Source organism: Pararobbsia alpina, from assembly GCF_902859895.1.
GTDB classification, from domain to species: domain Bacteria; phylum Pseudomonadota; class Gammaproteobacteria; order Burkholderiales; family Burkholderiaceae; genus Pararobbsia; species Pararobbsia alpina.
In genome coordinates, this window is sequence record NZ_CADIKM010000035.1 from 18966 (window position 1) to 45895 (window position 26930).

A 26930-nucleotide genomic window follows, 5' to 3' on the forward strand; every position below is an offset into this window, starting at 1 on the left:
CGAGATCCAGGGCGCGGCCTGCAGAGTGTTCTTGCGTAGTGCATTGCGCATTCCTTACGTTGCGTGAGCCGCCCATTCAGGGGGCCAGTGCCTGGCGGGCAAGTTCCTTTGCAACCCCCTTGATGTTCATTTCAACAAGGGCCTGAAGCGGATAGTCCGGGTAGCGGCGCAGTAGCTTCCGAGCGATCGCGCCCCTTTCTTCCGGCGTGGGCCGCTCCAGGTCGGCGAATCCCTCGCGTACGCAATCACGAAACACCGTGAGGTACTCCGCCTGCTGCTCCAGGGCGTTCAAGTCGGCGACCTCGCCATGCCCTGGGAATACGACCGTCGCATTCAGGTAACGCTGACGAACGAGTTCCAACTGGTTCAGCCACTGCTGTGTCCGACCTTCAGCAAGCCAGGGATGGACACGGTGATACAGCAGATCGGAAGCGATCAACTGCTCGCTCTGCGGTAAGTGGATAACGTTGATGTCGGCGGATTCTCCCTCGCCGAGATCGTCGACCCGCAGTTCGAGACCATCCACGAAAATGGACTGGCCGGCCACGACCGCTGTATTCGGCGCCACCGTCCGGGGAGGGTAATCGGTACCGTAGACGGGCGTCCATTCAGCATACTTTTCGGCTTGCGTCGCGCGGATCATATCGATCGTCGACTGGGTTGCGTAGATCGGCAGTCCGGGCCAGTCACGCGCAATCTCCGCCGTGCCATTGAAGTGATCGGGATGAGGGTGCGTGATGAAGATCGCCAGAAGCGGCTTGTCGTGGGCCCGGATCGTGTCGCGCAATTGGAGCGCGCTGGACCTCAGGAACTGGGTGTCGACGAGCACCAGGCCATGCCTGGTTTCGATAATGAAAGAGTTGACTAAAAACGCGGATTCGGGGGAGCCAAAGACGTGGACGCGAGACATTCCCTCTCCTGGACAGATTGAAAAGTCCGCGAATTGTCGAGTGCAGTCCGGTATGTGAGAAGGGGTACGAAGCACATATAATTCATGCATAGGCCGCATGAGCGAACGAGTGATGAAGGATGCCTCCCTGCCGCAACTGAGAACGTTTCTGAGAATCGTCGAGCGCGGCAGTCTATCGGCCGCGGCGAAAGACCTCGGCACGACGCAGCCGACTGTGTCACGGCAACTCCAGGATCTCGAGACGACATATGGCGCAGCGCTCCTCATCAGGACAACCCGGTCCTTGCGTGTCACGGATGCCGGAAGAATGGTCTACGAACAGGCGCGGCTCGTCGTGCAATCCGACGACATCCTGCGAGAGCGGTTGATGGGCGATGACGCGCAGGTTGAAGGACGAATTCGTATCGCCGCGCCGTCCGGTTTCGGCGCATTCGTGATCGCGCCGTTTTGCGGCCGTTTCGTCGAACGGTACTCGAGGGTCGAGTTACAGCTCTGTCTATCTGATGGTCGCAGCGATCTGATCAGCGAGGGAATCGACGTCGCAGTCCGTATTGGACAGCTGGGCGACTCCTCCCTGTTCGCAAGGCCGCTGGTGGCGCTGGAGGAGATTCTGGTCGGTCATCCGCGCTGGTCGAGTCGACCCATTGCCCGGCCCGTCGACTTGCTGACCTTACCATGGGTCGCATTCTCGGGCCTGTCTGACGGCGACGAAGTTGTTTTTGAACGCAACGCTCACAAGCAGAAAATCACGGTCATGCCCCGTTTCAGAATCGATCAGATCAATGGGCACCGTGAAGCGCTGCTGGCAGGTGCAGGCATCGGGCTGATTCATCGATATGCCGTCGACACCGATATCCGCGAGGGCAGACTTGTCCAGCTCCTTCCCGACTGGCAGCGGCCCGAGTGGCCGGTGAATGCCATGTTTCCGGTCAGGAATCCGGCGTATCGTCTGCAGGCCTGGTGTGCTGAACTCAAGAACGAACTCGCAAGGATTCCCGGAACGAAGAACGCGGGAATGTTCCGGCCTGTTTGACGTCGTCCCGCACTGAAATCTTCATACCGCCCAATAGTTGAACATACACGGATCGCCATCACCGGGATGGTGGCTTTCTTAATAATCACCAATCTTATTAAATAAGGTTAAAAGCGTTCTTCAAGCACTGGTGTCACGCTATATTCATTGAGAAAAACAACGTACGGACATCGACACCGGCACCCTATCCAGTCTGCCCGCGCTCGAGAGCATCAAGATGGAAGCAGATCGTGCGGCCGTCCTCAGGCAGTGGCACCCACTCGTGTCCGCAAACTAGCACGACCACGCGCCAAGGGTAAGAAAATGCAGGTTTCATTCGAAAGCATCGATCTGAGCTACGGCGGCCAAGCTTTATTCCGCCAGCTCGATCTTGTGATCCCGAGCGGTCAGTTCTTTACGCTGCTCGGGCCCTCCGGCTGCGGCAAAACCGCGCTGCTGCGCATGTTGGCGGGCTTTGTGCGGCCTGACAGCGGACGCGTTCTGTTTGGTAGCGAGAATGTCACTGCGGTACCGGTGCATCGCCGTGGTGTGGGCATCGTCTTTCAGGACTGTGCATTGTTCCCGGACCGCTCCGTTCTGGCGAACGTTGCCTACGGTCTTCTCGCGAGCAACGTACCTAGAGCCGAGGCCGCAGAGCGCGCCGTCGCCATGCTCGAGCGAGTCGGCCTCGAGGCATTGATCGACCGCGCCCCCACAGCGCTCTCCGGCGGGCAGCGCCAGCGTGTGGCGATGGCACGCGCATTGGTCATCGAACCCAAAATGCTCCTGCTCGACGAGCCGCTCTCAGCACTGGATGGCAAGCTGCGAGTCGAGTTGCGCAGAATGATTCGGGAACTGCAGATCGAGGCAGGCATTACCACCGTGTTTGTCACGCACGATCAGGAGGAAGCGCTGGCGATGTCCGATCAGATTGCCGTGATGGACCGAGGACAAGTCGTGCAGATCGGTCCGCCGCACGATATCTATACGAAACCCCGAACCGCCTTCGCAGCGGACTTCGTCGGAAATGCGAATCTGATCCCGATCTTGCAGGAGCTGTCGCCCAACAGCGCCGGTGTGCGGCGCCTCAAGACGCCTGCGGGAATCCTTTTCTCAAACAGCGACGCCCCATGGATGTCAGGGGCATTGCTGGCCGTGCGCGGAGCAGAGATCTCAGTCGTGGACCGCAGCCCTGTGCGGGAGGGTGAGTTGCCTGGCGTGATCGAGCACGTCGAATACCGGGGGAGCACGGTTGGCTACACGATACAAACCGCCGTCGGGCCGATCCAGGTCGAGACCTGGGCGCGTCAACATGCGCGTATGCGAGGCCGTGGTGATGCCGTCGTGCTGGAAATGCCGCGCACCGCACATATCGTCGAGGGGCGGGCATGTTAGGGACGCTACGACGCGACCCCGTCTGGCTGGCGCTTGCGATCTTGTCGGTCGGAATGCTTGGCGTTTTTCTCGTTTGGCCACTGATCACGATGTTTGGGAAATCGCTGATCGGTCCCGACGGCTCCGTAGACTTCAGTGGCTATGTGCAATTCTTCTCGGAGCGCTCCTATCGCGAAGCCATCTCTAACACGCTGATACTCGGGATCACCGTTACGTTCAACTCGATGCTCGTGGGAGCGGGCCTCGCTATTGTCGTTGCCCGATGCAAGTTCCCGTTCGTCGGCCTTGTCACCGCGCTTCCGCTCACCGCGCTGGTCATCCCGGATGTGGTCGTCGCAGCGGCGTGGGTGCTGGTCCTCGGCAAGGAGGGGCTCATCAACGCATGGCTCGCCCCGATGGGCATTGAACTGCCGTCTCTCTATTCGTGGTGGGGGCTGGTTTTTGTCATGACGCTCAACAATTACGTTTACGCGTTCGTGGCCGTGTTCGTTGGGTTGCAATCCATGGACCGCAATCTGGAAGAAGCCGCGCAGAGTTTAGGAAGTCCGATGGGTCGTGTGATCCGCGGCGTCACCCTGCCGACGTTGCTGCCCTCGGTTTTAGCCGGTGCCATGATCGTCTTCACCCATGTGATCGGTAGCTTCGGCGAGCCGGCAATCCTTGGGGCTCGAACGCCAGTGCTGGCCGTCAAGGCTTACAACGAGTTCGTCAGTGAAATGGGCGGCAACGCGCAGATGCAGACGACGATGGCCTCCCTGCTGGTCTTCCTGGGTGTGGGTGTGTTGTTGATCCAGAAGTTTGTCGTAGAACGTCGCCAATTCCAGATGGAGTCAAAGCGCGCCCCAACGGCTTCGCCGATCGCGGGTTGGCGCGCGCTCGCCGCGACAGTCAGCGTGTTTCTAGTCATCGCGCTGTCGATGCTACCGGCTATCGTGGTGATCGTTACCGCGTTTACGCCGTCAGTCGGGCCTGTACTGCGGTATGGCAGTTTCACGCTGGACAACATGGAGCACGTATTGTTTCAAGCGCCCGAGCCCCTGTACCACTCCTTGCTCCTGGCTACCGTTGCGATGATCGCCGGCACCTTGTTCGCGATCGCAGCGGCCTACCTCATCGTCAAAAGGCGCTCGTCGCTCACCCGCACACTGGATGTTCTGCTCGCCTTGCCGCTGACTATCGCGGGCACGGTGCTGGGCATCGCGCTGACGAACACATTCGGTAGTGGCTGGCTTGTCTTGACGGGAAGCTGGGTCATCATGGCGCTTGCCTATTTTCTGCGGCGCGTGCCCACCAGCGTTCGCGCGGCGATGGGTCCGCTTCACCATCTCAAGGACGACATCGAAGAAGCCTCCATGAGTCTGGGTGCGAGCCCGATCCGAAGTTTTTTCCAGGTCGTACTGCCCGTGACGGGTCCTTCGGTTGCTGCGGCGGCAGTATTGATGTGGGTCACCACGCTATCGGAACTCTCATCCACCATCGTTCTGTACTTTGGTGGCATGAGCACGATCCCCATCGAGATTTTTCAGCAGGTTGATAGCGACCGCCTGGCGCTCGCGAGTGCGTACAGCCTTCTTCTACTACTGGCCATCTTCGTCCCGCTGGCCATTGCCAGATGGATCTTCCGCCTCAGAATAGGAACCATTGAATAACGACTGCCACTGCTAGCGGACAGGCTTTTCTCGCGGGCATGCCGATCGCGCACGGGCGCAAGCGAAGCCGGTCAGCGATCCTGTGCGAGTATTGAGGTCTGGGCGACAGACCATCCTCGGAGACCACCATGGGCAAGCTCGACAATCCCTTGCACGACCAGGAGGTCGGCTCCGCCGACGCCATCCGCGATGTGACACGTATCGACGATGTCCGCATCGGCGCGGTGCGTCCGCTTATTTCTCCGGCGTTGCTGCAAGACGACTTGCCCGTGCCGGACGACGTGCAGACGCTTGTCGAACACAGCCGCGCAGCGATCGCCGATATCCTCCACGGCCGCGACGACCGGCTGGTGATCATCGTCGGCCCCTGCTCGATCCACGATCACGACCAGGCGCTCGACTATGCCCGCTTGCTCAAGGCCGCCGCGGATGCGCTGCAGGAAGATCTGCTGATCGTGATGCGCGTGTACTTCGAGAAGCCGCGCACGACGCTCGGATGGAAGGGGTATATCAACGACCCGCGGCTCGATGGCAGTTTTCGGATCAACGAGGGGCTACGGCGTGCGCGGCAGCTACTGCTCGATATCAACGGACTCGGCCTGCCGACAGCCACCGAATTTCTCGACCTGCTGAGTCCGCAGTACATAGCGGACCTCATCGCCTGGGGCGCCATCGGCGCACGCACGACGGAAAGTCCGAGCCACCGCCAGTTGGCCTCGGGGCTCAGCTGCCCGATCGGTTTCAAGAACGGCACGGACGGCGGCATGCAGATCGCCGCGGATGCGATTGTCGCCGCGGGTGTACCGCATGCTTTCATGGGCATGACGAAAATGGGCATGGCTGCCATCTTCGAGACGCGCGGCAACGACGACGTGCATGTCATCCTCCGCGGCGGCAAGAGCGGGCCGAACTACGACAGCGCGTCCGTCGACGCCAGCGCCGCCGTGCTCGCGGCCGCCGGATTGCGCGAACAGGTCATGGTCGATTGTTCACACGCCAACTCGAACAAATCGCACCTGCGTCAGCTGGACGTCGCCGAAGACCTGGGCCGGCAACTCTCGCAAGGCGAAAACCGCATCATGGGTGTCATGATCGAGAGCCACCTCGAGGAGGGCCGCCAGGATCTGAAGCCGAACGTACCCCTGCGACGCGGTGTTTCGATCACTGATGCGTGCCTGAGCTGGGCACAGACGCTGCCGGCACTCGAGACGCTGGCAGTGGCCGTCCGCACGCGGCGCAAGGGCCGGATCATGACGGACAAGTCAGCGGCGTCGAGCTGACGCCCTTCGCCTCAGAGAGCGGCCCGCGGGCACGCCTCACGCAGCCTGCAAACGTGGCTCGCACTGTTCGAGTGCGAGCCACGCGCCGAGCTTGTCCTGGCCGGCCATATCGCAGACGGCCAGCCACCCGCCTCTAGCGGGCGAGAAACGACTTCAGCTTCTCCGAACGGCTCGGATGCACGAGCTTTCGCATCGCCTTGCTTTCGATCTGGCGAATCCGCTCGCGCGTCACGTCGAACTGCTGGCCGACCTCTTCGAGCGTATGGTCCGAGGTCGTATCGATGCCGAACCGCATTCTCAGCACCTTGGCCTCGCGGGGCGACAAGGAATCGAGCGCGTCCTTGATGGCGAGCCGCATGTCCGCGTGCATGGCGGCATCCGCGGGCGACTCGGTAGCCGCATCTTCCACCATGTCGCCGAGCGTCGTATCGCCGTCCTCGCCCAAGGGCGTCTCGAGCGACACAGGCTGCTTGGCAATCTTCAGAATGTCCCGGACCTTGTCTTCCGACAGGCCCAGGCGCTCCGCGAGCACCGAAGGATGGGCTTCAGAGCCGGTTTTCTGCAAAATCTCGCGCGAAACGCGGTTGAGCTTGTTGATCGTCTCGATCATGTGCACAGGCACCCGGATCGTGCGTCCCTGGTCGGCGAGCGAGCGGGTCACGGCCTGGCGCACCCACCACGTGGCGTAGGTCGAGAATTTCCAGCCGCGCCGGTATTCGAACTTGTCGACCGCCTTCATGAGGCCGATATTGCCTTCCTGGATCAGATCCAGGAAGTGCATGCCGCGATTCACATATTTCTTTGCGATCGAAATGACCAGTCGCAGATTCGCTTCGGTCATCTCGCGCTTCGCCTGACGCATCTTGAGCTCGGCCGAGGCCATCTGCCGATTCAACGCCTTCAGCTGCGGCAGCGAGATCATCAGGTTCGCTTCGATCTCGATCAACTTGCGCTGTTCGGCCTGAATGGCCGGTTCGCTTCGCGCGAGTGCCTGGCCGTACGCCTGCGGCGCGGCAGCATGACGGGCGGTCCAGCCAAGATCCGTCTCATGGCCCGGGAACGCCCCGACAAATGCCTCGCGCGGCATGCCAGCCAAGTCGACGGCGACTTTCAGGATGCGCCGCTCGATCACGCGGACCTGCTCGACCTGGTCGTGAACTTCCGTGCAAAGCCGGTCGATCGTGCGAGCCGTGAATCGCACGGGGGCGAGTTCGAGCTGGATGCGTTCCTGCACGTGCTCCCAGGCCGTCGTCGCGCGATCGCCGGTACGGAACGCGTCGAAATACTCCCGGACTTTTGCGAAAATGGGCAGGCAATCGTTCAGAAGGGTCTTGAGGCGCGCGGCATTCGCACGCGTCGCCAGCTCTTCCTCTTCCTCGCCGTCATCGTCCTCATCCGCATCGCTGTCTTCGGCGGCAAGCTCGGCCGGATCGGCGTCGTCGGAGATCGCGTCCTCATCGAGCGGACCCGCTTCGTTGAAGCCGTCGACCAGCTCGTCGATGCTCGTTTCACCCGCCACCACCCGATCCACGGTCGCGAGCAGAATCGCCACCGTCGCCGGGCACGTGACCGCGGCCTGGATCATCTCGCCGAGACCGCTTTCGATACGTTTGGCGATTTCGATCTCACCCGCCCGCGTAAGCAGCTCGGTGCTACCCATTTCGCGCATGTACATGCGTACCGGATCGGTCGTCCGGCCGAATTCCGAATCGACTGTCGTCAGCGTGACTTCGGCTTCTTCCTCCGATTGTTCATCCGACACGGCGCTCGGCGCCGTGTCGTTCAGAAGCAGTGTCTCGGAATCAGGGGCTTCCTCGTAGACCGCCACGCCCATGTCGCGGAAGGTGCTGACGATGGCTTCGATCGCCGAGGTCTGCGTGAAATTGCCTGGCAGGTGGTCGTTGATCTGGGCGTGCGTGACGAAGCCTTGCTGCTTGCCCAGTTGAATCAGAGCCCGCATCTGGCGCTGGCGTTCATCGGTTTGCTCGGGCGAAATCGGGGCGCTGTCGGCAGCCGCGTCGCGCAGGTACTTGTCTGTCGTAGCGCGCTGGGATTTGGATTTTTTTGCGGGCGCCGCATTGCCGGCCGCAGACTTGCTCTGAACTACACTTACCATACCTCTCCTCAACAGGTTCGCTTTGTGGCGGCAAGCCAGCGCACGGACGACTGGACACGCACACCGCGAGGACCCCGAGGGGCCATCACCCGGGTCTCGATGTGCTCGTCGATGCCGGTATTCGACAACGATCGAGCCGTTCCCGGGACGGAACGCGCCAACATGCGCAGAATTCGCGCGGCCCGGCAGTCTATAGCAATTCGGGCCCGCGTGCCTGCTTTGCAGGCCAAATGAATACATCCGGGCCGGCCGGCACACCGGCCGCCGAACGTAGAATTTCGACGAAAACAACGCCAAGCCTCGTACCTCGGGCACCCCGTCCATCCCACATAGCAGGCACGTGTTCGCGCAAGGGCGGCCTCAAGGCGGCATTCAGCTCGGCGACTATAACGCCTTACACAAAACCGCACATTCTACGCATACCCCTTCATTCGCGACAGCATCCGCGTAGTGTGTGGCAGTAAGCGCAGACAGATTGGCATGAAATCTCCTCGCCTCACACCACTCAGTAAGCGTGCCGCAGTCCAGCGGTTTGATCCGACGCTTACTTGAAATGCTTTCAATTACCCGCACTGTCTCCACTAAACATCACGACGCACCCCAGCAACACAATGCGGACGGTTCAACCGCGCCCTACTCCGAACCGGCGCCGGCATGGGAAAATAGCCTTGCGGGGTCGCTTCGCCCAGCCGCGCACCTTGTCGCTTCACCCTGCGCCGAACCGCTAGCGAACCGGCGAACTTCAGTCTCGCAAATAAGGCAAACTGCCGGAAGCAGCGTGAACGCATCCGACCGGATACGTGAGTCACCCTACAATAAATACAATGATTGCAATAGACCTCCGCACGGTTGTATTGATGTCATCGGTCATGCCAGGGATGATGTCGGCGGTGCTGTATTTCATGCGCCGCGGTTTTCCATCGAACATCCGGGGGCTCGGCTACTGGGCCGCGGGGTCGCTGGTCATTTCAGTCGCGGCAGTCCTGCTTGCGCTGCGCGGTACCGTACCCGACGGGGTCTCGATCGTCTTCGCCAATGCCTGCGTACTGACCGGCGTCGGCTTGTGGCTGATCGGCAGTGACCAGTTTGTCGCACGCAAGCCATCGTGGGCGCTGGTCGTCGGCGCGGTGATCCTGGGCACCGCATGCCTCGCATGGTTGCTTTGGGTGCGGCCCAGCTATACGGGCCGTCTCATCTGGATGAGTGCGATCCTCGCCGTGCTGTACGGCGTAGCGGGCGGGCGGCTGCTGCGCCATGGCGGACGCAACACCGCCTTTCTCGGCGCGATGTTCCTGATCCAGGCCACGTCCGCGGCCGTGCGTTGCGTGACGAGCTTCGTTTCCAGCCTGGCAAGCACGGGCTACTTCGTCAGCGATCTCATTCAGACACTGTATTTTGGCGTCAGCGAACTCATGACCCTGATGGTGACCGTGGGTTTCGTGATGGCCGCCACGAGCCGCCTGCGCCTCCAGCTGGAACAGCAGTCGGCAACTGATCACTTGACCGGCCTGCTCAACCGGCGCGCCTTCGCAAATGTTCATGGCATCGAGCATCAGCGCATCAAGCAGCTTGGCGACACGCTGGCGTTGCTGATCATCGATCTCGACCACTTCAAGGACATCAACGACCGCCATGGCCACGGGATGGGCGACCGTGTCCTCGTCGACTTCTCCGAGCGCATCGCGAGCAGGCTGGCGGCGCCTGGATATTTCGCGCGACTCGGCGGTGAAGAGTTTGCCGTGTTATTGCCGGGCGCCGATGCCACCGCCGCCTACGTGCAAGCCGATAGGATTCGCCGCCTGGTCGAGCAAAGAGCGAATGCCGCGCTTCCCCCTTACACGTGCAGCATCGGTATCGCGTGTCTGCCCGGCTTCGATGCGACCCTGGAACGGCTCTCGCACGTGGCCGACGCGGCGCTTTACCGCGCTAAAAGCGGAGGACGAAACAGGATCGAGCCACCCGACCCCAGAGTTCCGGCCGATAGTGTGAATCCCCCACGCGAGCCCATTTGACGCGCGCCGCTCGCCTTCGGATTGGTAACATCCCGATTCGACTTTCAGTCCGGGAATTGCCAAGAATGAGCGAAGAGCAGGCTGAGCCGGTGAATCGGGACGCTCCGACGGCCCGCGCGCAAGCGGGGCACCAGAATGATCACGGGGCGACTTTACAGCAGGCGGTGAGTCTGCACATGCAAGGTCGTTTCGCAGAAGCGGCGGCGCTTTACCAACGATTTCTCGACCAGGAGCCGCGTCATGGCGAGGTCATCGAATTGCTGGGTATCAGTCAGCTTGCCGATGGCGACGCGCAATCCGCAGCCGGACAGTTTCGCCAATCGATCGAAATCGATCCGAAGCGTGCCTCCCTGCACGCGAACCTTGGTCGTGCCCTGATGGCCCTGGGCAGACACGAGGAAGCGATCGCGTCGATCGACCGTGCGCTCGCGGCGACGCCGGACGATGTCGAGGCCTGGATCAATCGGGGTAACAGCCTCGGAGAACTCGAGCGTGTAGCGGAGTCGCTTGCATGTTTCGACGCCGCGCTCCGGCTCAAACCCGACCATGCCGGCGCGTTGAACAACCGGGGAGAAGCACTGCGCAAGCTTGAACGATACGACGAAGCGCTGCTGTGTTTCGACCGCGTGCTCGCGCTCGATCCCGAGTTCGTCCTGGCCGGGATCAATCGCGGAAATGTGCTCGCGATACTGCGGCGCCATGATGAAGCGCTGGCCGCTGTCAAAGATGTGCTGGCGATTGCGCCCGACTCAACCATGGCGCAATGGAATTCGAGCCTGCTGAATCTGCTCTTCGGGCATTTTCCCGCCGGCTGGCGCGCCTATGAGGCGCGATGGTCGATGCCCGGCTTCGAATCGCGACGCCATACGCATCTGCCGGTATGGCTAGGGGCCACCGACCTTCGCGGGAAACGCGTGTTGCTATGGCACGAACAGGGCCTGGGCGATACCTTGCAATTTTGCCGCTATGCCGTGATGGTCGCGGCACTCGGTGCGCTCGTCGTATGCGAAGTCCAGCCGTCGCTGAAGTCCTTGCTGGCGACGAGCCTGCGCAATATAGCCGTCGTCGTTGCAACAGGGGATCCCGTCCCGCCGTGCGACTGTGCGACGCCATTGATGAGCCTGCCGTTCGCATTCGGTACCGACAGCGGCAGCATCCCCTATGCGCCCGCCTATCTTGCCGCCGAGCCTGCGCGCGTTGCGGTGTGGAAACAGCGGCTCGGTCCACGACGGCACCCGCTGCGAATCGGCCTGACACTGTCGGGCAATCCTGCGCACAAGCGGGATCGAACACGCTCGCTCGATGCCGTCAGGGTTGAACCGCTGGCGGGCATGGCCGACTGCTTCATCGTTCAAAAGGAACGACGCGAGACAGACGCATCGACTTTTTCGCGTCTACCCGATATGCGGTATGTCGGTGACGAACTCGGGGACTTTGGCGACACCGCCGCGTTGATTGCCAACCTCGACCTCGTCATCAGCGTCGACACGTCGATCGCTCATCTGGCCGCCGCGATGGGCAAGCCGGTCTGGCTGCTGCTGGCCTTCGACCCGGACTGGCGCTGGCAGATGGAACGGCAGGACAGTCCCTGGTATCCGACGATGCGACTGTTCAGGCAATCCGAGGCAGGCGACTGGGACGAGGTGATTGGGCGAGTCGCTCATGCCCTGGCTGAGCTTTCCTCATTGCACACCACCCTCAGAAGCGGGTGAAGTGCGCCTCGTCAGGCCCACTCTCGCTCGCGAACGCCATGCCACCGGCGAAGCTCGGCGCGATCCGTCGCACTCACCTCTTCGGACGCACTGGCCAGATTCAATCTACCGAAGATGCCGTAGAGGGACGCTCATTCATTTGTTTTTGTGCAACGTAGCAATGCCGCAGACGATATCGAAAGCCGATCCCAAATACTGTCAGAAGGTGCTAATTCGCGGCGCTTAACAAAAACGCATCTGTTTTAAAGTCGCCGCGATTCCCGCGATGATTCCCTGCTGAGGCATGTAAAATGCTTGGGCTTCGGTTGGCTAAGCGTTGTTTATCTCGCGAATCATGACTCGGGAGAGCCACCATGCACTTATCCTGGAAGTATCACCTTGGCAGCAAGGCCCGCTCGGCGCTGTTTGGCCTCATCTGCGCGGCCACCGCCTGTCTGTACGCAGTGCCGTTTTTCATATCGCATGGGTAAGTTTTGAACTGCCCGCATTTGCAAGAAATCGGGTGTCGAACCCGGATTGACGTGTAGAAGAGAAAAAACGACGGACTTTCGTCTCCGCCGCGCTACCGTGTTGCCGCATGATTGACAGGCATCGCGCCATACGGGGCGGGTGACTCCACTGACTTGGCGGCAAAACGCCAAAAGCTCAGTCACCGTGCCCTTCTCTCTGACATATTTTGAGATGGCAACGCGTGATCAGGCGCCGCGACAATCACTAGCACGACGATCTGCGCTGCAACATAAACGGGTCCACATTCAAAGCGCGGCCGGTCCGCGCCAGCTCACAGCACGCTCCCCTCTTCTCGTTACCGTGATAGCTCCCCGAGCGTGCGTTCGCGAGCGAGCCAAAAAACTTGAACCCGCCTGCAAGCAGAACTCAGAACTTCGTACGCAGGCCGACGCGGGCGACGAACTGGTTATCGGCACCTGTCCCCGAGTTGCCCACAAGGCTCGAGCTCGAACCGATTTCGGCCTGTACGGGCACCACACGACCACCGACGACATTGCTGCCCGACGCCTTTTGATAGATCGTCAACAGATACACATCAGTGCGCTTGGACAGTGCATAGTCGAGCGAGCTGTTGATCTGATTCCAATGGCCCGTAAGATTGTCGTAGAGCCTTGAGTACGTATAGCCAAGCGACGCACTGAGAGCCGGAGTGAACGCGTAGCGCAAGCCCGCTTCAAGGTTGTCGAGCCTGGACTTGGGAGCCGTGAGCGGCTCGAGATTCGTATGGGTCCACAAGCCCCAGATTGTCGCGGAACCGAGCGCATAGCGGGCACCAAGGCCGTAGGTCTCGAGACTGCGCAAGTCGAGATCGGTCGGGCCGAGCGTGTTGACGTTCGCGATGCTGGTGCTGAACTGCGGCGCCGCGCTCCGCGGGAAACGAATGTTCGTATAGGCTGCGCCGATTCCGAACGTGCCCTGACTATAGTTCGCGCCAAAACTATACGCGCTCGATGAACCCGCGCCCGCAGCCGTGGCCGGCGAACCAGCGAAGTCGGTCCCATTCGAGAATCCGAACAAGGCACCCACCGTCAGACCTTTGACGTTTGCACTACTGAATTTGACAGAGTTGTTAATGCGGCTCGATGACAGTTGATCCAGATCGTTGATGTGGAACGCATAGTTGCCGGCCGCGGTCAGGCCGCCGGCGGAATAGTTGCTACCGAGGTAATCCGTCGAGAACGAGTATTGACGACCGAAGGTCAACGAACCGATGCCCTCCTTGCTGAAGCCGACAAGCGTTTGCCGCCCGAACAGCGCGCCGCCCTGGCCCGCCTTGCCGTCACCCGTGTTGAAACCGCTTTCGAGGGTGAAGATCGCGCGCAGCCCGCCGCCAAGATCCTCTACGCCTTTCATACCCCACCGGTTGCCCTGCGCAACACCATCGCCATACTTGACCGCACTGCTGTGGCCCGTCGGCGTCGCGACGTTGTTCACGTACGAGACACCCGCGTCGAGCACACCATAGAGTGTCATGCTGCTTTGCGCATGTGCGATGACCCCGTAGCTGGCGAGAAGCGAGGCGATCAAAATCCTTCTTTGCATCATTGGTCCTTGTTGTGGGAGCCCTGCCGGTCCCCGCTTGTGGATATTCAATTCGAAGCGGATATCGCATTTCACGCGCAAAGCAGAGTCAGGACTGTGCAAATCACGCGAAGCGAATATGCGCTAATCATCCGGATCCCTAAGGTATCGGCGCATGCGAGCTTTCATTGCGAGAGCGCCGACTGAAGCGTCTTATCGGCCCCTTGTCCCGTTTCCTGTCGTACTGCGAGCCGCATTCTTTCACGGCCCTTACAATGCAAGCAAGCAGCGCAGGTCAACTATTTGGGGTCCAAATTTCTCTTGTTTTCATCATTCAGTCATATGTCACAGGCTTGGCTTCATATAACCGGGCGTCGGTCACCGGCCTGATCTTGTGCAGGAACCGAAGTGCAGGACTTCCGTCGAATGGGAGTTGCGTGTGGAAGCTAGAGAGCGTTAAGCCTGCGCGAATGACAGTCGACGCACGGCAGGACACACGAAAAGAACGAGGCCGGACGCTCCCATTCCCAACACGGCGGCTATCAGGGTCCCCTCTAGCCCTAGTGTCGAACTGGCGGCAATACCGCCCAGTAGCGCGCCTAGAGGATCCACTCCCCATGTGAAAAAGCGCGTGGTCGCCGACACGCAGGAAAGCTGCGACGAACACACCCTGGTCTGCCGCACGGTCTGTTCGATGACCAGATTGGTGACGATGGCGAAGTCCCATGCGGCGAAGATCGCAGCGATCAGCACGGCACCCTGAAACTCGCCGAGCGAGTCGGCAAACATCAGTGGAATACCCATCGGCGCAATGACGAAGAGCGAACCGATCAGGGCCACCGGTGGCGTCAGCACGCGGACCACGACGGACGCCAGCAATGCGCCGCCCACGCCCGCAATTCCCGCGCAGGAAATGATCAGCCCGAGCGTGGCCGGTGAAAAATCGAGCGTCTTGATCGCGTAAACCGTGAAGATCGCGAAAAACGCGCTATGGAAGAAATTGAACGAGGCGGAGGAAACGGCAATCGCCCTGAGAACTGGATCTCGCCAAAGCACCGCCATTCCTTCCCGGATCCCGGCCAGGTGACCCTCGGTTCGAACATGAACCGCTTGATTTGAATCAACTGGTAGTCTGACGAAGATCGACGCACTCAGCACGCACGCGAAGCACTGTGTGATGAACAGCGCCAGTAGCGAAACCGACTGTATCAACCACCCGCACAGAATCGGGCCTGCGGCCTGCGTGCTCGAATTGACAGCTTCGTACCAGCCATTGGCCTTGGAGAGTTCGGACTCGGCAACGAGCGCCGGTATGGCCGCCACCGTCGCGCTATCCAACAGCAGCTTGATGGCGGATGCGGCAAAAGCCCCCAGCATCAAGACCTGCAGATTGAGGCAGTCGAATGCGTAAAAGGCGCCGAGGATGATGGAGAGCGCAGCTTGTGCCAATGCGCATGCAAAGATGAGACGTCGTCTGTTCACGCGATCGGCGAATACGCCTGCCGAAAGTCCAAAGACCAGCGGTGCACTCGATGCGGATGCCACGAGCAGACTTGTTTCGAAGGCACTCGCATCCAGCAGGACCACCGCAAGAATCGGAATACCCAGCGCCATCATGTTCGCGGCAGTTTCCCCGAAGCCCATGCCGCATAAAAAACGAGAGAAAACGGAATGCGTTGCGTCAGCGGGAAAAGACGACCTCATTGACCTTGTCGGCACCGAATTAAGTCGCTAGCAAGGTAGATCGGCAGGCCCTGTACGTCAAACAAAAATGACTGGGATTATTCTGAATTCATATGGGACAACGCGCCGTGCTGGTAATGTGGTCGGGGTGCGCCTCTTCGCACCCGCCAGTCCGGGCAAATTCAGAGAGCAAAAGACGTCCGCGTATCCGTGACGTCCGGATGTTCGAGTATCAGCCTCAATCACCGGCCATGTTCTTCGACCCGTTCGATCCATATATCGGGCGTGGAAACAAACATGTCGCCGAGGCAGCCTGAATGAAAATAGCCGCCCAATGCATATATCGCGACACGTGTGAGGCGCTCAGGGTCCGGCTCGATATGCTCGACAGGCCCGGCTTGCCCGGTCGGCCCGCGTCCGGCCGTCGCGCATTGGGTCCGCCTGTCGACCGGGGCGGCCAAATTGCTCGCCCCGCACGCGCAGTCTGGCATGGGGCCGCGCTTCCATTGCCTGAATCCCTGCTTGAGGCGGCCCAGAAAGGATAGTCCCCGGGCAGGTTCTCGCGTGGACATGGCTCACCTCCGAAACGGAGCAATTGACTACCTGACTACCCCACTCTAGTCATCTGTAACGCAATGCACAAGCGCGTTTTTCTGGAATGCTTATCGGTTCAAAGCGCCGGAAAGACCCCCCAATATTCGCTGCCTCTTGAATATCGTTCTAATCAACTGACTCATATCTAAAGCTCGAATCGATAGAGCAGGCGGATTGAGCCACGGCTACATTAGCTTCTCGCCTGAAACGACTCCTAGAAACCGCCCCATAGCAGGCCGCCATGAGCAAAGCCATTCACTTCAACGCGTTCGAGATGAACTGCGTCGGCCATCAGTCGCCGGGCATGTGGTCACATCCGCGCGACCGGTCGGCGCAGTACAAGGACCTCGAATACTGGACCGATCTTGCGAAGATTCTCGAGAGGGGCTTCTTCGACGGAATCTTCATCGCCGATGTAGTCGGCTACTACGACGTCTATAAAGGCAGCAATTATCACGCCCTTCACCAGGCGGCCCAGATTCCCGTCAACGATCCCCTGCAACTCGCCGCACCGATCGCGATGGTCACCGAACACCTCGGAATCGGAATCACGGCTTCGACGACGTTCGAGCATCCCTATACCTTCGCGCGCCGTCTCTCCACAGCCGATCATCACACGAAGGGACGAATCGGCTGGAACATCGTGACGTCCTATCTTGAAAGCGGTGCGAAGAACATCAGCGAGGGGGGCCTGCGCAAGCATTCGAATCGCTATGAAGTCGCGGCCGAATATATCGAGGTGCTCTACAAGCTGTTCGAAGGCAGCTGGGAAGAAGGCGCCGTGGTGCGCGACCGCACCCACCGCATATTCACCCATCCCGAAAAAGTCCACGAGATCGGGCACAAGGGCAAGTATTTCGAGGTCCCCGGCTACCACTTGTGCGAGCCCTCGCCGCAACGCACACCCGTGCTGTACCAGGCGGGCGCTTCCGGCCCGGGCAAGGCATTCGCCGCGCAGCACGCCGAATGTGTCTTCGTCGCCGCGCCGACCCAGGCCGTGCTCAAGGACTACGTCGCCGATGTGAGACTGCAGGCCGCGGCGGCAGGCCGCGATCCGAAGCAACTGAAAATCTACAACCTCGTGACCGTCATCCTCGACGAAACCGACGCAAAGGCCCAGGCCAAATTCGAAGAGTACCGGCGCTACACGTCGTACGACGGCTCGCTCACATTCATGTCGGGCTGGACGGGAATCGACTTCGGCCAGTATGCGCCGACCGATCTGGTGAAGAAGGTCGAAACGAACGCCATCGTCTCCGCGATCGAACATCTCGCCGGCGGCGCGAAGTCGTGGACCGTCGAAGAACTCGCGGCCTGGGGCGGAATCGGTGGCATGGGGCCGGTTTTCGTCGGCTCGCCGTCGACCGTCGCCGACATCCTGCAGGAGTGGGTCGAACACACCGATGTCGACGGCTTCAATCTGGCCTATGCGGTCGCCCACGAAACGTTCGAAGACGTCGTGAACCTGCTGGTGCCCGAACTGCAGCGGCGTGGCGTGTATCGCACCGCCTACACGCAGGGAACCCTGCGCGAAAAGCTGTTCGGACGCGGCCCGCTGCTGCCCCCCGAGCATCCAGGCGCCGGCTATCGCGACATCGAAGCGGTCAAGCGCCGCGGCCTCGTTCCCGAACTCGCATAACCGAGACCTCTCATGAACGCAATCGCACAATCCGCTTCCACACGCCCGGCCCACATCATTCGCAACGACGCGGAGGCGATCGCCACCGCGCATAGCGTTGCCGAAATCCTTGCAAAGGAGGCCGCCGTTCGCGACAGCGAACGCCGCCTGCCCCGCGACGAAATCGATGTGTTTTCCCAAAGCGGCCTCTGGGCCATCACGGTACCCGCGGACTACGGTGGCGCGGCCGTCTCGTTCGTGACCCTGACCGAGGTCATCAAGATCATCTCGGTAGCCGATCCCTCGCTCGGACAATTGCCGCAGAACCACCTCGGCATAGTCGATGTGCTCAGCCAGGTCGGCACCGATGCGCAAAAGGAACGCTTCTTCGCTGAGGTACTCGCGGGCAAGCGCTTCGGCAATGGGTTCTCCGAACGTGGCACCCGCAACGTGCTGGACCTCAAGACCCGCCTGCGAGCGGATGGCGACGGTTATCGGCTCAACGGCACCAAGTTCTATTCGACCGGCGCCCTGTTTGCGCACTGGGTACCGATCCTCGCGCTCGATGACGAGGACCGCGGCGTGCTGGCCTTCCTGCCCTCCGATGCACCGGGGCTGAGCGTCGTCGACGACTGGTCCGGTTTCGGTCAGCGCACGACGGCCAGCGGCACCATCAAGCTGGATCAAGTCCATGTGCCGCCGGAGTCGGTGATTGCGGCCTATGCGGCCTACGATCGTCCCACGTGCAACGGCCCCGTCTCGCAGATCATCCAGGCAGCCATCGATGCGGGCATCGCCCGGGCCGCGCTCGACGACACCCTTGCTTTCGTGCGCAAGCGCTCGCGCGCCTGGGTCGACAGCGGTGTCGAGCGCGCGGCAGATGATCCCCTGACGATCCGCGAAGTCGGCGACCTCGCGATCCGGCATCATGCCGCCGAAGCACTGCTCGAGAAGGCCGCCCAGGTCATCGACGCGTTGCCGGACACACCGTCGGCGGCGGACATCGCGCGCGCATCGGTCGCGGTCGCGCAGGCGAAGGTCCTGACCACCGAAGCCGCCCTGCGCGCAGGCGAGAAGTTGTTCGAACTCGCCGGCACGCAGTCCGTGCTCTCCGAACACAACTACGACCGCCATTGGCGCAATGCGCGCACCCATACCCTCCACGATCCGGTCCGCTGGAAATACCACCTCATCGGCAACTATGTCCTGAATGGCGTCGAACCCCCACGTCACGCATGGAATTGAGATCGAGAGCGCCCTCATGACCCAGACCGATATCGACACCGAGCGCTTTCCATCCGCAGCCTCCGTTGTCCGGCGCATCAAGTCGGACGACGATGCGCGGTCCGCAGCCCATGCCTTCGCTCAAAGCATCGCGGCAGGCGCGGCCGAGCGCGACCGCGTGCGCGCGCGCCCTCATGCCGAGATCGAGCGCTTTTCGCAAAGCGGCCTCTGGGCCATCACCGTGCCGCGCGAGTACGGCGGCATCGACGTCTCGACAGGCACGCTGGTCGATGTCGTGCGCACCGTCTCAGCCGCCGATCCTTCAATCGGGCAAGTTCCGCAGAATCACTTCTATTTGCTCGAAGTGCTGCGCGCGACGGGCAACGAAGCGCAAAAGCGCTTCTATTTCCATCGCGTACTGAATGGCGACCGGTTCGGCAATGCCTTGTCCGAAATCGGCACGCGCAGCGTCGCCGAATTCAAGACGCGCCTCGATGATGCCGAGGGTGGGCTTGTGCTCAATGGCAAGAAGTTCTACTCGTCGGGCGCGCTGTTCGCGCACTGGATTCCCGTTGGGGCGAACCATGGCGAGGATGACCAGGTCTTCGTGATTGTGCCGTCCGATGCGCGAGGCGTGAGCGTGATCGACGACTGGTCGAGCTTCGGCCAGCGTGGCACCGGCAGCGGCACGACGGTGCTGGACAACGTGCGGGTCGAACCGGACGCCGTGCTGCCGTACAAGGCCGCGTTCACCAAGCCAACGCTGACCGGACCCGTCGGGCAACTGATCCATGCGGCAGTCGACGCAGGCATTGCTCACGCGGCCCTGCAGGACACGCTCGAATTCGCGCGCCGGCAGACGCGCCCCTGGATCGACAGCACGGCCGAACGCGCGGTCGACGACCCGTTGACACTCATCCAGGTCGGCGAGATACAGATCCGCATCAGCGCAGCCGATGCCTTGCTCGAGCGTGCGGCACGCACGATCGACGAGGCACGTGATGCACCCGACGCGTCATCCGTTGCGGGGGCTTCGGTGGCCGTCGCCGAAGCGCGTGCCCTGACGACCGAAGCGGCCATTCTCGCGACCAACAAACTATTCGAGCTCGCCGGCACGCAATCGACACTCGAACAGCACAACCTCGACCGGCACTGGCGCAATGCCCGCGCGCACACGCTTCATGATCCTGTGCGCTGGAAGTATTTTGCCGTCGGCAACTACCTTTTGAACGGCACGGCACCGCCGCGGCATGGTGCGATCTAGGCTGCATTCGAGGCCAACCCGCGCCACACTGTTCACCCGACCCTGAACCATGACGATCAGCAAACTTGTTTTGGCCGGGATATCGAGGCGCTTCGGCTCGACGATTGTTCTCGATCGGGTGGACCTCACTGTCGCCGCGGGCGAAGTCATCGCGCTGATGGGCGCCAATGGCGCCGGGAAGTCGACCCTCGTCAAGATCCTCGCAGGCGTGCACCCCTTCGATAGCGGGCACATCGCACTCGATGGCGTGACGATTCGGCCAGCCACGCCGCAACATGCAAAAGCACTTGGCATCGTTACCGTTCACCAGGCGATCGCGGACACGGGCGTACCCAGTCTGAGCGTGGCGGAAAACCTGCTGCTCGACCGTTTCTGCGCACCGGGCCAGGCTTTCATCGGCACGCGCCGAACCCAACTGAGGGCCGCGCGGGAAATCGCCGCGCGCATCGGGCTCGAACTCGACTTGAGCGAACGGCTCGACAGGTTGACGATCGCCGATCGACAGCTCATCGCGATCGCGCGCGTGCTGGCGGGCCGCCCCAAAGTCGTAATCTTCGACGAACCGACCGCCAGTCTGTCGGACACCGAGGCGCAACGGCTGTTCGAGGTCATCGAGCGCCTGCGGGACAACGGGACGGCCATCCTCTATATCTCGCACCGGCTCGCCGATCTCGAGCGCATCGCCGATCGCGCCGTCGTGCTGCGTGACGGACGCGTCGGAGCCACTTTCAGTCGGCCAATCGATTTTCAGGCGGCGATCGAGACGATGATCGGCCGCGACCTGAAAACCGCCCATTCTCGCGCAACGCTCAGGGCAGTAAAACCGGCGCTGTCGCTCTCGAGGGTGCGCTTGCGCAGCGATCGCGAGCCCTTCGACTTGCAAGTCGGCATCGGCGAAGTCGTCGCGATCACCGGCGCGGTCGGTGTGGGAAAAACGACGCTTGCCGAAGCGATCGTCGGCGTCAGGCCGCTTGCCGGCGGCACGATGTCGTTCGAAGGAAACGCGTGGAAGCCCGCTCGGCCAGCCGACGCCATTCGTGCGGGCGTGTTCTTCGCTGGTGAGGATCGCTGGCGCACGTCGCTGTTTCCGGCGAGCGTTCCGTTCGCATCGATCGCCGGTACCCTCAGCTTTCCCTTTCTGTCCCGCTGGTTTCCGCTTGGACGCGTGGATACGCGCCGTGAAAACGAGGTGGCACTTGAAGCCATTCGCCGTTTCGGCATCAAGTGTTCGGGTCCGGGCGATCGCCTTGAGACACTGTCGGGCGGTAATCAGCAGAAGGTCGTCATTGCGCGCTGGCACGCTCATCCCGCTCGATTGCTGCTGCTTGACGAGCCGTTCCAGGGCGTCGATATCGGCGCGCGCGATGACATCATCCGTGCGATTCGCGAGGAAGCCTCGACGCGCGCGACGATCGTCTTCGTCAGCGACCATGAGGAAGCGCTCGAAGTCGCCGATCGGATCGTCGTCATGGACCGGCACACCGTGGTGGCCGATCACCCGCGTCACGAGATGGATATCGCGCAGCTCGTCGCGGCGACGGCAGCCAGGACTGACACGAGCACGCCCCCGGCGGCTGCGGCGTCGGCTGCTGTGACCACGGCGGTTACATCTCCGCCCGGATCCCCTTCTCTTTCCAACTACACCGCGGCTTCCCCATGAAGACCCCGACCCACTCATCGCCTGCGCCCGGCCGCCCCGACATCACGCGCCTCGGGGCGCACCAGCGTACCGCGCTGCGCGAGCGCCTGGCGCAAGCCGCCATCTTCATCCTGCTCGCCGGACTGGTCATCCTGTTTCAATCCAGAGAGCCCTCCTTCCTCGACGTCGCGAATATATTCAGCATCATGCAGGCCGTTTCGATCGTCGCCCTGCTCGGCGTCGGTATCACGATCACGCTCGCGGTCAACGGCTTCGACCTTTCCGTGGGGAGTATCGCAGCCTTCTCACAAATGACGGCGAGCTACATCCTCGTGGTGCTGCACGGCTCGGCGGTTTCGGCTGTGTCCGGGTGTATCGCATTCGGTGTGCTGGCAGGCCTGCTGAACGGCCTTCTGATCGTCAGGCTGCGCATTCCCGATCAGCTCGCGACCCTCGGCACGCTGTTCCTGCTCGCCGGCTTGCAATTGATTCCGACGGGCGGCCGCTCGCTGACGACCGGCACGATCCTTCCCGACGGCACGACCGCGACCGGCTCGTTTCCCGATGCATTTCTCAGCCTGGGCCGCCTGAGGATCGGGGGTGTCGTGCCGGTGCCCGTCATGGTGCTCGCGGCGATTACACTCGCCTTGTGGTTCCTCATGGAATTCACCCGCTGGGGCCGCGTATTCTATGCGGTCGGGGGCAACGAGACCGCGGCACGCCTCGCCGGTGCGCCGACCCAGCGCTATCGGGTCACGGCGTATGTCGTGTCCGGCGTCATTGCTTCGCTGGGCGGTGTACTGCTTTCGGCCCGAATCGGCCGAGGCGATGTCAGCGTCGGCAACTCGCTGCTGCTCGACAGCGTCGCTGCTGCATTGATCGGCTACGCGGTCTGGGGCGCCAACCGGCCGAACGTGCTCGGCACCGTGATTGGCGCGATCTTTGTCGGCGTGCTGCTGAACGGTTTGACGATGCTCAACGCGCCGTACTACACACAGGACTTCGTGAAGGGATTGATTCTGGTCAGTGCCCTGGCCGTCACGTTCAGTCTGAGCCGCAAGGCGCGCTGAGGGCTCTGCTTCGTTCCGGGCGAACTTCCTCCTAACCCTTGAGCCGAGACGTCATGTGGCGACGTGGCAAACCGCTTCGAGATTGTTGCCATCGGGATCGATCACGAACGCCGCATAGTAGTTGGCGTGATAGTCCGGTCTCAGCCCCGGCTTCCCGTTATCGACCGCCCCGGCATCTAGAGCGGCCTTGTAAAAAGCATCGACCGCAGCATGGTCCAATGCCGACAGGGCGATATGGATGCCGGTCGGCCTCGTCGTCGACGCGCCAAGCCACAGCGGCGCCGTGTCATTGCGACCGAATCCTGCGGCTCCTTCCCACGCGAAAAGCTTCGTGTAGCCGAGCGGCGCCAGGCACGCCTCGTAAAAGCGCGCGAGCGCATCGAATTGCGGGGTGCGAAGTCCAATATGGTCGATCATGGTGAATTCCTTTCGTTACAAGCGCGTTGGCGTTGGTCAGCGGCGCAACCACGGCGACCGGGAGCTTTAGCACGCCCGTCCGGGTTACCAATCTTTTGGTTGTCTAAAACTGAGTGTTCGGGGCGTCGTGTCCCTCCTTTCTCGCCAGTCGCGCAACGTGTCGAGGGCGACTGAGTTGCGAATGTATCGGTGCCATATGAAGCTGAGATCGAAGGCCAGAATGCCCAGCCACCAGAGGTACAGAAACATCAGCGCAGCCAGGACGAGTGGCCAAAGGGGCGGTGCCGAGGTCGAGTGGGCCGGGTAAGCGCATAAGGTGGCCAGTGCAATCACAGCGGTCCCTGATCCGACCATCACGCGCCTCCCCACGCGCGGCCGACGCGGTAAAAGCCAGCAGGTCACCGGGATGATGACCGCAATCAATACTAGGAAAGCACGGCCGGAATAAGCGCCAAACGTCGACGTCACCCAGATGAGATTCAAGAACGGACCTGCAAGGAAATCGCTGACCTTCGCTGGAAGCGTCAGCAAGCAGATGACGACACCACAGAAGAAAATCACCGCCGCAAGTAAAAGCCAACGAAGGGAGGACCGTCGGACGAGGCGCGGCAAGCGGCTCGCGACAGTCACGCTGCACAGAAGGACCGACAACGAAACCACGGTGCGGAAGACATCCACCGTGCTCCATTGACCTTGCACTAAAAACGCAGTGGTCGCCTTGAACATGATGTACACCGCCGCCAGATGCAGGAACACGCATAAGACGTAGGGAATCGACAAGCTGATGCCACTCATTAACGGCCTGTTCTTCGGCGGCTTCACGTCACTTTCTTTGGTTTTACTCAATGGATCCGGTAGAACCACACTGTCAACGAAGTGTCGGAACAAGTTGGTGTCGGACCAATAGTCAGTGTGCGCCTTGCCGGGAAAGGGATAACGGCTGAAACCGAAATCGTCCTTGAACCCGAACTGAAACGCGCCACAACGCTGCTCGCGCAAATATCTTCTCGTTGTGTCGAGCTGGAAGCCGATCGGATCGCCGAAATCATAGTAATTGCGCCATTTAATCGGCTTCGGCAAGCAAATTCGCGTGTCTTTGTTTGCGTCTTTAAGCAATACGGGCTTGTCGGGACGCCAGTCTTCGAAGTCGGCTGTTTCGAGGTTGTTGTCCGGCCAGAGCTTGGGCCAAAGCAGAATATGCTTATCGATCGGCGAACCGATTGTCATGAATCCGCGGACGCATTGAATCCAACCATAATTGTTTGCGCTGTCCGGCATAGAGGAAAGCGCGTCCAGCATTGCAAGGAAGCTGATGACCGTGCCCTCGCTATGGGCTATCACATGGATTTCGGGATCGTGCGGATAATTTGGATAACGCTTGCGGAAATGCTCGACGATTTGACTAAGCACGTCGTGAAACCGGTCCACAATTTCCTTACGATACGACCGGAACTCGGCCACCAGCTGAACGTCACCTATGTAATCGGTCAGTAGCGGCGCCAGATCAAATTTGAACAACCCCGCCTTGCCGGCCACCCAGGACAAGTTTTCCATTACTGCGATCGCCTCTACAATCTCCTCCGTCACGCTTGCAGTCATGTTGAAATCAGCATCTGAAACCTGACAGGCCGTTTGACTGACCTGGCCTCTATACAGCGCCTGCGCACGACCGACAATTGTCTGGCCCCAGGCCTTGCTCTCTTCGAGCGTGTCGCCTTTTGTCACGACATCGCGCGGCACGTCAGCCCAGTAGACCTCAGCGAAGCCGACATTCCATAGCGGGTGATCTTCTCTCACGTCGAGTTGGCTTACGTACACTTCTCCACTGCTGGCGACGCTGAAGAAACCGAGCGGCATGACCGGCAATGGTGGGGCGTTTAGAGCGCCGAATCGATGGGCTACGGTTCGAATGGTGTCGCTTCGGCGCTGATTCCCGACTCCGTGAATCGCCACGATAATCTTTTCCAGCTGCCGCTCTACTGCGCCTTGGGTCGATTGTCCCGACATACCGTCTGCGTCTTCTTCCGCCGCTGATGCCATGCTCATATCTCGTCACCGTAGCGATTATTCTTTGGGTTACGTTGGCGCGTTATGGCTATTAGGAATCAACACCGCAGCGCGATCTTTGGCATTTCGATCAATACGGGATCCATAGAGTTTAATAAAAGACCATCCGCATGAAAAAGTAAAGCGGATAATTCTGAAATTGTGGGTCGAACTGACGGGAGCGACAAGCGCCTCTCGCCATTTCGGAACTATCATTTGTCGCTGCGCGTTGTTGGGTACCGGGCCTTGACGCCTCTCAAACATGATTGACGCATTGCGGCCATGAACAGCCGGTCGACCAAGTAGTAAATCGGCGACAATCGCGCGGTACGTATAAGAAACCGACTCATGCGAATGATCAAAGATACCAGCGATAGCGCCGCTGAACCGGCCTGGATGCCTGTGGCGATTGCCGAACGCGGCGTCAGACGGTTTCCGGTTGGCGAGACGAATCCACGAATAGTCGAATACAACAATCAAGCCAATCTTATTGTGTAGCGTCCGCTTCTGTCCATTCAGCGCAATCCGTGAGTGCACGTTTCTATTCGACGTGGGCGGTTAGCAATCGGTCGGAACGACCAGTGACCGGCTGCTTGGTGGTGTTCTGAGTATTGTGCAGAAAGTCTGAGGGCAAAAAGACGCTGCCATGAAGGTGGCCATGGTGTAGATTAATAGAGGGCGACGATGGCCATGACGCGCTTGAGATTGTACGCGAGCACATGCAGGTTCATCTCGGTGATGGCGCCGTCATCGTCAGTCCGCCATTCGGATAAGCGCCGCTCCGCTATTTCTGATGAGCGTTACGCTGCATCCCGTAGGCACATCGTTGAAACGGATCGACATGCCATGCATGCCGGCCACGGCGTGCGTCAGGCTCAGTCCGAGGCCGTTGCCAGGCGTGTGACGGCTGGCCTCGCTCCGATAGAAGCGGCGCAACACCGCCTGTCGCTCCTCCGGTGCGATTCCCGGGCCGTCGTCAGCGATCGTGATGCCGAAACCCGTAGCATCGTGGAACACATGCACTGACACGTGACCTGCATCCGGCGCGAACTTGATGGCGTTTTCCACCAGGTTTGCGAGCGCTTCGAACAGCAGATTGCGGTCGCCGTGCACTTCGATCGCGCCGGGCGCAGTGCGTCGATAGTCGAATACGATGCCTTTTTCTTCCGCAGTCGGCTCATAGAACTCGATGACGTCGTCGGCGACCGCGACGAGATCGACCGTCACGAAGTTGCCTCGCCGCGCATTGCTCTCGATT

20 protein-coding genes are annotated in these 26930 nt (G+C 60.8%); 11 read left to right on the forward strand and 9 right to left on the reverse strand.

Translation table 11 applies throughout. The features are described 5' to 3' along the window. Positions 1–76 precede the first annotated feature (76 nt). Positions 77–910 (reverse strand): MBL fold metallo-hydrolase, encoded by an 834-nt coding sequence (locus tag HV670_RS23380; RefSeq protein ID WP_175107385.1) that lies wholly within the window; start codon positions 908–910, stop codon positions 77–79. A gap of 97 nt (positions 911–1007) precedes the next feature. Here HV670_RS23380 and HV670_RS23385 point away from each other — a divergent pair, with 97 nt between their 5' ends. The 4 genes from HV670_RS23385 (at position 1008) to HV670_RS23400 (ending at position 6246) form a co-directional block, all read left to right on the forward strand. Next, positions 1008–1943 carry a LysR family transcriptional regulator gene (locus tag HV670_RS23385; RefSeq protein ID WP_175107386.1) on the forward strand — a complete coding sequence of 312 codons (936 nt, stop codon included), beginning with the start codon at positions 1008–1010 and terminating at the stop codon, positions 1941–1943. A 303-nt stretch (positions 1944–2246) separates the two neighbouring features. Further along, the gene (locus tag HV670_RS23390; RefSeq protein WP_175107387.1) at positions 2247–3317 is read left to right on the forward strand and encodes an ABC transporter ATP-binding protein; all 1071 of its coding nucleotides are present in this window, start codon (positions 2247–2249) and stop codon (positions 3315–3317) included. Continuing rightward, a complete protein-coding gene (locus HV670_RS23395; protein ID WP_175107388.1) occupies positions 3311–4966 on the forward strand; it encodes an ABC transporter permease in 1656 nt (551 codons plus the stop codon). The genes HV670_RS23390 and HV670_RS23395 overlap by 7 nt, the downstream gene beginning before the upstream one ends. A gap of 128 nt (positions 4967–5094) precedes the next feature. Then, a complete protein-coding gene (locus HV670_RS23400; RefSeq protein WP_175107389.1) occupies positions 5095–6246 on the forward strand; it encodes a 3-deoxy-7-phosphoheptulonate synthase in 1152 nt (383 codons plus the stop codon). Positions 6247–6379: 133 nt separating this feature from the next. Here HV670_RS23400 and rpoD read toward each other — a convergent pair whose 3' ends face one another. Further along, positions 6380–8362, reverse strand: a complete 1983-nt coding sequence (rpoD, locus tag HV670_RS23405; RefSeq protein WP_175107390.1) for an RNA polymerase sigma factor RpoD — start codon at positions 8360–8362, stop codon at positions 6380–6382. Positions 8363–9186: 824 nt separating this feature from the next. Here rpoD and HV670_RS23410 point away from each other — a divergent pair. Together HV670_RS23410 and HV670_RS23415 are read left to right on the forward strand one after the other, a co-directional pair. Further along, complete coding sequence (locus tag HV670_RS23410; protein ID WP_175107391.1) at positions 9187–10374, forward strand: GGDEF domain-containing protein; 1188 nt, start codon at positions 9187–9189, stop codon at positions 10372–10374. 65 nt (positions 10375–10439) lie between these two features. Continuing rightward, a complete protein-coding gene (locus HV670_RS23415) occupies positions 10440–12086 on the forward strand; it encodes a tetratricopeptide repeat protein (RefSeq protein WP_281362452.1) in 1647 nt (548 codons plus the stop codon). Between the two features lie 876 nt (positions 12087–12962). Here the strand turns inward: HV670_RS23415 and HV670_RS23420 are convergent. The 3 genes from HV670_RS23420 to HV670_RS23430 form a co-directional block, all read right to left on the reverse strand. After that, positions 12963–14138 carry a porin gene (locus HV670_RS23420; RefSeq protein WP_175107393.1) on the reverse strand — a complete coding sequence of 392 codons (1176 nt, stop codon included), beginning with the start codon at positions 14136–14138 and terminating at the stop codon, positions 12963–12965. 435 nt (positions 14139–14573) lie between these two features. After that, complete coding sequence (locus HV670_RS23425) at positions 14574–15734, reverse strand: MFS transporter (RefSeq protein ID WP_175107394.1); 1161 nt, start codon at positions 15732–15734, stop codon at positions 14574–14576. Between the two features lie 308 nt (positions 15735–16042). Further along, positions 16043–16372, reverse strand: coding sequence for a hypothetical protein (locus HV670_RS23430; protein ID WP_175107395.1), 330 nt, complete (start codon positions 16370–16372; stop codon positions 16043–16045). Between the two features lie 263 nt (positions 16373–16635). Here HV670_RS23430 and HV670_RS23435 point away from each other — a divergent pair, with 263 nt between their 5' ends. The 5 genes from HV670_RS23435 to HV670_RS23455 are packed head-to-tail and all read left to right on the forward strand — an operon-like array spanning position 16636 to position 23209. Further along, the gene (locus HV670_RS23435; protein WP_175107396.1) at positions 16636–18033 is read left to right on the forward strand and encodes an LLM class flavin-dependent oxidoreductase; all 1398 of its coding nucleotides are present in this window, start codon (positions 16636–16638) and stop codon (positions 18031–18033) included. Between the two features lie 12 nt (positions 18034–18045). Next, a complete protein-coding gene (locus HV670_RS23440; protein ID WP_175107397.1) occupies positions 18046–19257 on the forward strand; it encodes an SfnB family sulfur acquisition oxidoreductase in 1212 nt (403 codons plus the stop codon). A 16-nt stretch (positions 19258–19273) separates the two neighbouring features. Then, positions 19274–20500 carry an SfnB family sulfur acquisition oxidoreductase gene (locus tag HV670_RS23445; RefSeq protein WP_175107398.1) on the forward strand — a complete coding sequence of 409 codons (1227 nt, stop codon included), beginning with the start codon at positions 19274–19276 and terminating at the stop codon, positions 20498–20500. A 49-nt stretch (positions 20501–20549) separates the two neighbouring features. Beyond that, entirely contained in the window at positions 20550–22160 is a 1611-nt protein-coding gene (locus tag HV670_RS23450; RefSeq protein WP_175107399.1) for a sugar ABC transporter ATP-binding protein, read from the forward strand. Continuing rightward, positions 22157–23209, forward strand: coding sequence for an ABC transporter permease (locus HV670_RS23455; RefSeq protein WP_175107400.1), 1053 nt, complete (start codon positions 22157–22159; stop codon positions 23207–23209). The genes HV670_RS23450 and HV670_RS23455 overlap by 4 nt, the downstream gene beginning before the upstream one ends. A 51-nt stretch (positions 23210–23260) precedes the next feature. Here HV670_RS23455 and HV670_RS23460 read toward each other — a convergent pair whose 3' ends face one another. From HV670_RS23460 to HV670_RS23475, 4 genes are all read right to left on the reverse strand, one after another. Next, the gene (locus tag HV670_RS23460; protein WP_175107401.1) at positions 23261–23626 is read right to left on the reverse strand and encodes a VOC family protein; all 366 of its coding nucleotides are present in this window, start codon (positions 23624–23626) and stop codon (positions 23261–23263) included. A gap of 84 nt (positions 23627–23710) precedes the next feature. After that, complete coding sequence (locus tag HV670_RS23465) at positions 23711–25672, reverse strand: MFS transporter (RefSeq protein WP_246257867.1); 1962 nt, start codon at positions 25670–25672, stop codon at positions 23711–23713. 30 nt (positions 25673–25702) lie between these two features. Beyond that, positions 25703–26152 carry a hypothetical protein gene (locus tag HV670_RS23470; RefSeq protein ID WP_175107402.1) on the reverse strand — a complete coding sequence of 150 codons (450 nt, stop codon included), beginning with the start codon at positions 26150–26152 and terminating at the stop codon, positions 25703–25705. Positions 26153–26425: 273 nt separating this feature from the next. Continuing rightward, positions 26426–26930: sensor histidine kinase (locus tag HV670_RS23475; protein WP_175107403.1), on the reverse strand; the 505-nt coding region annotated here is incomplete at its 5' end.

Bases quoted from the DNA above. Each gene is read 5' to 3' on its own strand.
- HV670_RS23435 (WP_175107396.1), top strand. From the start codon at position 16,636: ATGAGCAAAGCCATTCACTTCAACGCGTTCGAGATGAACTGCGTCGGC.
- HV670_RS23440 (WP_175107397.1), top strand. From the start codon at position 18,046: ATGAACGCAATCGCACAATCCGCTTCCACACGCCCGGCCCACATCATT.
- HV670_RS23395 (WP_175107388.1), top strand. From the start codon at position 3,311: ATGTTAGGGACGCTACGACGCGACCCCGTCTGGCTGGCGCTTGCGATC.
- HV670_RS23400 (WP_175107389.1), top strand. From the start codon at position 5,095: ATGGGCAAGCTCGACAATCCCTTGCACGACCAGGAGGTCGGCTCCGCC.
- HV670_RS23465 (WP_246257867.1), bottom strand. From the start codon at position 25,672: ATGAGCATGGCATCAGCGGCGGAAGAAGACGCAGACGGTATGTCGGGA.
- HV670_RS23430 (WP_175107395.1), bottom strand. From the start codon at position 16,372: ATGTCCACGCGAGAACCTGCCCGGGGACTATCCTTTCTGGGCCGCCTC.
- HV670_RS23390 (WP_175107387.1), top strand. From the start codon at position 2,247: ATGCAGGTTTCATTCGAAAGCATCGATCTGAGCTACGGCGGCCAAGCT.
- HV670_RS23420 (WP_175107393.1), bottom strand. From the start codon at position 14,138: ATGCAAAGAAGGATTTTGATCGCCTCGCTTCTCGCCAGCTACGGGGTC.
- HV670_RS23415 (WP_281362452.1), top strand. From the start codon at position 10,440: ATGAGCGAAGAGCAGGCTGAGCCGGTGAATCGGGACGCTCCGACGGCC.
- HV670_RS23380 (WP_175107385.1), bottom strand. From the start codon at position 910: ATGTCTCGCGTCCACGTCTTTGGCTCCCCCGAATCCGCGTTTTTAGTC.
- HV670_RS23410 (WP_175107391.1), top strand. From the start codon at position 9,187: ATGATTGCAATAGACCTCCGCACGGTTGTATTGATGTCATCGGTCATG.
- HV670_RS23455 (WP_175107400.1), top strand. From the start codon at position 22,157: ATGAAGACCCCGACCCACTCATCGCCTGCGCCCGGCCGCCCCGACATC.
- HV670_RS23425 (WP_175107394.1), bottom strand. From the start codon at position 15,734: ATGATGGCGCTGGGTATTCCGATTCTTGCGGTGGTCCTGCTGGATGCG.
- rpoD (WP_175107390.1), bottom strand. From the start codon at position 8,362: ATGGTAAGTGTAGTTCAGAGCAAGTCTGCGGCCGGCAATGCGGCGCCC.
- HV670_RS23385 (WP_175107386.1), top strand. From the start codon at position 1,008: ATGAGCGAACGAGTGATGAAGGATGCCTCCCTGCCGCAACTGAGAACG.
- HV670_RS23460 (WP_175107401.1), bottom strand. From the start codon at position 23,626: ATGATCGACCATATTGGACTTCGCACCCCGCAATTCGATGCGCTCGCG.
- HV670_RS23445 (WP_175107398.1), top strand. From the start codon at position 19,274: ATGACCCAGACCGATATCGACACCGAGCGCTTTCCATCCGCAGCCTCC.
- HV670_RS23450 (WP_175107399.1), top strand. From the start codon at position 20,550: ATGACGATCAGCAAACTTGTTTTGGCCGGGATATCGAGGCGCTTCGGC.